Source organism: Pseudomonas agronomica (assembly GCF_025917275.1).
Lineage (GTDB): Bacteria > Pseudomonadota > Gammaproteobacteria > Pseudomonadales > Pseudomonadaceae > Aquipseudomonas > Aquipseudomonas agronomica.
The window spans coordinates 1-6,988 of sequence record NZ_JAOSHO010000267.1 but is presented as its reverse complement, the minus strand read 5'-3'; the positions used below and the strand labels follow the sequence as shown (position 1 = coordinate 6,988).

The 6,988-nt window shown below is 62.6% G+C and carries 6 protein-coding genes; all 6 read left to right on the top strand.

The features are described 5' to 3' along the window. On the top strand, positions 1-1,801 hold a 1,801-nt coding region (iolD, locus tag OC610_RS17825), incomplete at its 5' end, for a 3D-(3,5/4)-trihydroxycyclohexane-1,2-dione acylhydrolase (decyclizing) (RefSeq protein ID WP_264429463.1). 31 nt (positions 1,802-1,832) lie between these two features. Next, a complete protein-coding gene (locus OC610_RS17820; RefSeq protein ID WP_264429462.1) occupies positions 1,833-2,843 on the top strand; it encodes a Gfo/Idh/MocA family protein in 1,011 nt (336 codons plus the stop codon). 152 nt (positions 2,844-2,995) lie between these two features. Further along, entirely contained in the window at positions 2,996-4,048 is a 1,053-nt protein-coding gene (locus OC610_RS17815; protein ID WP_264429461.1) for a Gfo/Idh/MocA family protein, read from the top strand. Positions 4,049-4,190: 142 nt separating this feature from the next. Next, positions 4,191-4,343 (top strand): hypothetical protein, encoded by a 153-nt coding sequence (locus OC610_RS17810; protein WP_187293342.1) that lies wholly within the window; start codon positions 4,191-4,193, stop codon positions 4,341-4,343. Positions 4,344-4,396: 53 nt separating this feature from the next. Then, positions 4,397-5,320, top strand: a complete 924-nt coding sequence (locus tag OC610_RS17805; RefSeq protein ID WP_264429459.1) for a sugar ABC transporter substrate-binding protein — start codon at positions 4,397-4,399, stop codon at positions 5,318-5,320. Between the two features lie 73 nt (positions 5,321-5,393). Beyond that, entirely contained in the window at positions 5,394-6,947 is a 1,554-nt protein-coding gene (locus OC610_RS17800; RefSeq protein WP_249875175.1) for a sugar ABC transporter ATP-binding protein, read from the top strand. Positions 6,948-6,988: the final 41 nt, after the last annotated feature.

Genomic DNA, 6,988 nt, shown 5'->3' with positions numbered 1-6,988 from the left:
GGGCCTGGGCCAGGCGCTGGAGCAGGACAGTGGCGACCTGGTGGTCCATCAGGGCCGCAACGAGCAGGGCATGGCCCACGCTGCCATCGGGTTTGCCAAGCAGCATTTGCGGCGCAAGATCTACGCCTGTACCTCGTCGGTCGGTCCCGGCGCGGCGAACATGCTGACCGCTGCCGCCACCGCAACGGCCAATCGCATCCCGCTGCTGCTATTGCCGGGCGATGTCTACGCCAGTCGCCAACCGGACCCGGTGCTGCAACAGATCGAGCAGTTCCACGACTTGAGCATCAGCACCAACGATGCGTTCAAGGCCGTGAGTAAATACTGGGATCGCATCAACCGCCCCGAGCAATTGATGACTGCCGCGATCCAGGCCATGCGCGTGCTGACCGACCCGGCCGAAACCGGCGCGGTGACCTTGGCGCTGCCCCAGGACGTGCAGGCCGAAGCCTACGATTACCCGGATTACTTCCTGCAAAAACGCGTGCACCGCATCGACCGCCGCCCGGCCACCGAAGCGATGCTCGGCGACGCGTTGGCGCTGCTCAAGGGCAAGCGCAAGCCGTTGATCATCTGCGGCGGTGGGGTGAAGTACTCCGGGGCCAATGCGGCATTGCAAGCCTTTGCCGAGCGCTTCGACATTCCTTTTGCCGAAACCCAGGCGGGGAAAAGCGCCATCGTCTCCAGCCACCCACTGAACGTGGGCGGCGTCGGCGAGACCGGTTGCCTGGCAGCGAACCTGCTGGCCAAGGATGCGGACCTGATCATCGGTATCGGCACCCGCTACAGCGATTTCACCACCGCGTCGAAATGGCTGTTCCAGCACCCCGAAGTGCAGTTTCTCAACCTCAACATCAGCCCGTGCGATGCGCTGAAACTCGACGGCGTGCAACTGCTGGCCGACGCCCGTTCTGGCCTGGAGGCGCTGGCCGGCAAACTGGGGGACTACCGTGCCGAATGGGGCGGGCAGATCGCCGACGCCAAGGCCCAGCTCGACGCGGAAGTGGACCGGATCTACCAGGCGGATTTCCAGACCCAGGATTTCGTCCCGGAAATCAACGATCACATGGACCCGGCGGTGTTTCGCGAATTCATCGAACTCACCGGCTCCTGCCTGACCCAGAGCCGCGTGCTGGGCACGCTCAACCAAACCTTGGCGGACGACGCCATCATCGTCGCCGCAGCCGGCAGCCTGCCCGGGGATTTGCAACGCAGCTGGCGCAGCAAGGGCGTGAACACCTACCACGTCGAATATGCCTATTCGTGCATGGGCTACGAAGTAAATGCCGCCCTGGGCGTGAAACTCGCCGAGCCGGACAAGGAGGTCTACGCGCTGGTGGGCGACGGTTCCTACATGATGCTGCATTCGGAACTGGCGACCTCGATCCAGGAGCGGCGCAAGATCAACGTGGTGCTGCTGGACAACATGACCTTCGGCTGCATCAACAACCTGCAAATGGAACACGGCATGGACAGCTTCGGCACCGAGTTCCGCTTCCGCAACCCGGAGACGGGCAAGCTCGACGGCGGCTTCGTGCCGGTGGACTTCGCCATGAGCGCTGCGGCCTACGGCTGCAAGACCTACACGGTCAAGACGCTGGACGAGTTGCACGGGGCCCTCGCCGATGCCCGGCGCCAGACGGTCTCGACGCTGATCGACATCAAGGTCCTGCCCAAGACCATGATCCACAAATACCTGTCGTGGTGGCGGGTCGGCGTGGCGCAAGTCTCCACCAGCGCCCGCACCGATGCCGTCGCCAAGACCCTCAACGAACGACTGGCCAAGGCCCGTCAATACTGATTGCGCCAACACCTACATTAAGGAGTTCCACATGTCTTTGAAGCTGGGCGTCATCGGCACCGGGGCCATCGGCCAGGACCACATCCGTCGTTGCAGCCAGACCTTGCTCAACAGCCAGGTGGTGGCGGTGACCGACATCAACCTTGCCCAGGCGGCGAAAGTGGTGGCCGACCTGAAGCTGACCGCCGAGGTGTATCCGGACGGCCACGCGCTGATCAAGGCGCCGGACGTCGAGGCGATCCTTGTCACGTCCTGGGGGCCGAGCCATGAAGAGTTCGTGCTGGCGGCCATCGCGGCGGGCAAACCGGTGTTCTGCGAGAAACCCCTGGCCGTCACGGCCGAAGGCTGCCGCAAGATCGTCGAAGCCGAAGTGGCCCACGGCAAGCGCCTGGTGCAGGTCGGTTTCATGCGGCCATATGATGAAGGTTATCGCGCGCTCAAGTCGGTCATCGACAGTGGCCAGATCGGCGAGCCGTTGATGCTGCACTGTGCCCACCGCAACCCGCGGGTAGGGGAAAACTACAAGACCGACATGGCGATCACCGACACCCTGATCCACGAGCTGGACGTGCTGCGCTGGCTGCTGGCCGATGACTATGTGTCGGTGCAGGTGGTGTTCCCGCGCAAGAGCAGCAAGGCCTTGGCTCACCTGCGTGATCCGCAGATCGTCCTGCTGGAAACCGCCAAGGGCACGCGGATCGACGTCGAGGTGTTCGTCAATTGCCAGTACGGTTACGACATCCAATGCGAAGTGGTGGGGGAGACCGGCATCGCCAAGCTGCCGGAACCGTCCCAGGTGCAACTGCGCAGCGGCGCCAAGTTGTCCAATGCGATCCTGATGGATTGGAAGGATCGCTTCATCGCGGCTTATGACGTCGAATTGCAGGCCTTCATCGACGGCGTGCGCGCCGGGCACGTGGGCGGGCCGTCGGCCTGGGACGGCTACGCGGCGGCGGTGGCGGCGGATGCCTGCATCGAAGCGCAGCAGAGTGGGCAGATCGTCAAGGTCGACCTGCCGGAGCGGCCACGCTTTTACGGCTGACCGCATTCCCGCTGTGGAATGCAGTCAATTGTGGGAGCGAGCTTGCTCGCGATAGCGTCGGATCAGCTTGCATTGCGTTGACTGACACACCGCCATCGCGAGCAAGCTCGCTCCCACAGGTGTGTGTGTTCAATGACTAACAAGGAGTGTTCATGCGAATCGGACTAGTCGGCTACGGCAAGGGCGGGCGGTTTTTTCATGCGCCGCTGATCAGCAGCCTGCCGGGCGCTACGTTTGTCGGCGTGGTGACCCGCTCCGCCGAGCGGCGCCAGCAGCTGGCCAGCGATTACCCGGAGGTCCAGGCGTTCGACACTCTCGAACAGTTGGTGGCGACGGGTGTCGATGCGGTGGTGGTCTCCACGCCTTTGGACGGCCGCCCGGCGATTGTGATGCAGGCGATCGAACTCGGCGTGGCGGTGGTCAGCGACAAGCCTTTTGCCCTCGACGCCGGGCAGGCCGAAGCGATGGTGCTGGCCGCCGAACGCCGCAACGTGCCGTTGAGCGTGTATCAGAACCGTCGCTGGGATTCGGATTTCCTGACCGTGCGCAAATTGCTTTCGTCTGGCGCCCTGGGTCAGGTCATTCGCTTTGAATCCAGCGTCGAGCGTTATTCGCCCACCTCGGTGGGCAAAGGCAGCGGCGGGGGATTCCTGCGGGACCTGGGCAGCCACCTGGTGGACCAGGCGCTGCAGTTGTTCGGGCCGGTGATACGGGTTTATGCCGAGCTGGATTATCGACAGCCGGGCCAGACGTTTGATAACGGCTTCTTCATGTCCTTGACCCATGCCGGTGGCGTCATCTCCCATTTGAGCGGCAACTGCGTGCAAAACGCTCCCCGCCCACGTTTCCGGGTCAGCGGCAGCGAAGGCTGCTATACCGTCGAAGGCCTCGACGGGCAGGAAGCCTTGGCATTGGCGGGGCGGAGCCCAGCCACCGAAGGCGAACGCTGGGGCGCCGAGGAGCATCGGCGCTGGGGCTGGTTCGAGCACGGTGCCGAGCGCGAACGTGTGGCCTCGGAGCGCGGTTGCTGGCTGGAGTTCTATCAGCGCCTCCAGACTGCGTTGCAGGGCGAGGGCCCTCTGCCGGTGGCGGCCCGCGATGTCTTGGCCACGACGCGAATCCTGGACGCCGCAAGGCAGAGTGCGGAGCAGGGCGTGGTGGTGTGTTTATCCGCGCCTGTAGGACATGGAATAAAAAACGAATAAAATTCTAAAATGAGTTGATATGGAAAATATTTTCCAATAAAGTCGATTCCAGGTTACCGACAACCCTGTCCGCGTTTATCCAGGCCTGCCCTGAATAGACGAAGGACGAAACAAAAACAAGAAACACAGCCAGGTATCGTCGATGAAAACCTTCAACCGCTCTGCGTTTCACTTGCCACCGTCCTTGCGCCTGTCCGCAATTCTTCCCTTGTTTGAATCCCTGTGCATCCAGCGCAAGGGCGCCGTGGTGTGCTGCATGCCCGGCGCACCGATCGTGCGTTTGCCGCGTTCCTGAAGTCCGTCACGCCTTATCCATAAAACCAACAAAAAAGTGGAGAAAGAACGTTCATGAACACCAAGACCCGCATTGCCTCGCTGGCCCTGTCATTGATGTTCGCCAGCGGCGCTGCCCTGGCGGACCTGAAGATCGGCGTCAGCATGTCTCAGTTCGATGACACCTGGTTGACCTACCTGCGCGAATCCATGGACAAGAAAGCCAAGTCCCTGCCGGACGGCGTCACGCTGCAATTCGAAGACGCGCGCAGCGATGTGGTCAAGCAACTGAGCCAGGTGGAAAGCTTCATCAGCCAGAAGGTCGACGCGCTCATCGTCAACCCGGTGGACACCGCCGCGACCCAGCGCATCACCAAGGCCGCCGTAGCCGCCGGTATCCCGCTGGTGTACGTCAACCGCCGTCCGGACGATCCGAAGTTGCCCGAAGGGGTGGTCACCGTGGCCTCGGATGACCTGGAGGCCGGGCGCATGCAGATGCAATACCTGGCCGACAAGATGGGCGGCAAGGGCGACATCGTGATCCTGCTGGGCGACCTGGCCAACAACTCCACCACCAACCGCACCAAGGGCGTCAAGGAAATCCTCAAGAAGTACCCGGACATCAAGATCGAGCAGGAGCAAACCGGCACCTGGTCCCGGGACAAGGGCATGACCTTGGTCAACGATTGGCTGACCCAAGGCCGCGAGTTCAACGCGGTGGTGTCCAACAACGACGAGATGGCCATCGGCGCCGCCATGGCACTCAAGCAAGCGGGCACCAAGAAGGGCAGCGTGTTGATTGCCGGGGTCGACGGCACGCCGGACGGCTTGAACGCCATCAAGAAAGGCGACATGGCGGTCTCGGTGTTCCAGGACGCCAAGGGCCAGGCCGACGGCTCCATCGACACGGCAGTGAAAATGGCCAAGGGCGAGAAAATGGAATCCGTCGTGGTGCCGTATCGCCTGATCACGCCGGAGAACGTCGACCAGTTCAAGTGACGCTGCGCCTGGCCCACCAAAACAATAAGCAGGCAAGGTCGCCGCGCCGACCTTGCCGAGGGAGTACCTGACCATGTTCGCATCTGCGACTGCTTCGAGCGCCCCGGCGGCAACCTTCCGGCCGGACGTATTACCCGACGAACCGTACCTGTTGGAGGTCGTCAACGTCAGCAAGGGTTTTCCCGGCGTGGTGGCGTTGTCCGACGTGCAATTGCGGGTGCGCCCCGGTTCGGTGCTGGCCCTGATGGGCGAAAACGGCGCAGGTAAATCCACCTTGATGAAGATCATCGCCGGTATCTACCAGCCCGACGCCGGCGAACTGCGCTTGCGCGGCAAGCCCGTTACCTTCGATACGCCCCTGGCGGCCTTGCAGGCCGGGATCGCGATGATCCACCAGGAACTGAACCTGATGCCGCACATGAGCATCGCCGAGAACATCTGGATCGGCCGTGAACAGCTCAACGGCCTGCACATGGTCGACCACGGTGAAATGCATCGCTGCACCGCCCGGTTGCTGGAGCGCTTGCGCATCAAGCTCGACCCGGAGGAGCAGGTGGGCAACCTGAGCATCGCCGAGCGGCAGATGGTGGAGATCGCCAAGGCGGTCTCGTACGACTCCGACATCCTGATCATGGACGAGCCGACCTCGGCCATCACCGAGACCGAAGTCGCCCACCTGTTCTCGATCATCGCCGACCTCAAGGCCCAGGGTAAGGGCATCATCTACATCACCCACAAAATGAACGAAGTGTTCGCCATCGCCGATGAAGTGGCGGTGTTTCGCGACGGCGCCTACATCGGCCTGCAACGGGCCGACAGCATGGACGGTGACAGTCTGATTTCGATGATGGTCGGACGCGAACTGAGCCAGTTGTTCCCGGTGCGGGACAAGCCCATCGGTGACTTGGTCCTGTCGGTGCGCGACCTGAGCCTGGACGGCATTTTCAAAGGCGTGTCGTTCGACCTGCATGCCGGGGAAATCCTTGGCATCGCCGGGCTGATGGGCTCGGGCCGGACCAACGTTGCCGAAGCGATCTTCGGCGTGACCCCGAGTACCGGCGGCGAGATCCTGCTGGACGGCCAGCCGGTGCGCATCACCGACCCGCACATGGCGATCGAGAAGGGCTTCGCGCTGTTGACCGAGGACCGCAAGCTCAGCGGCCTGTTCCCGTGCCTGTCGGTGCTGGAAAACATGGAGATGGCCGTGCTGCCCCATTACGTCGGCAACGGTTTCATCCAGCAGAAAGCCCTGCGCGCCCTGTGCGAAGACATGTGCAAGAAGTTGCGAGTCAAGACGCCGTCGCTGGAGCAGTGCATCGACACCTTGTCCGGTGGCAACCAGCAGAAGGCCTTGCTCGCGCGCTGGCTGATGACCAACCCGCGCATCCTGATCCTCGATGAGCCGACCCGCGGCATCGACGTTGGCGCCAAGGCCGAGATCTATCGGCTCATCGCCTACCTCGCCAGCGAAGGCATGGCGGTGATCATGATTTCTTCGGAGTTGCCGGAAGTGCTGGGTATGAGCGACCGCGTCATGGTCATGCACGAAGGCGACCTGATGGGCACCCTCGACCGCAGCGAAGCCACCCAGGAACGCGTCATGCAACTGGCGTCGGGCCTGTCCTGATGGCCGTCGTTCGGATCAATGACGTCGAGCAATAATCCCGT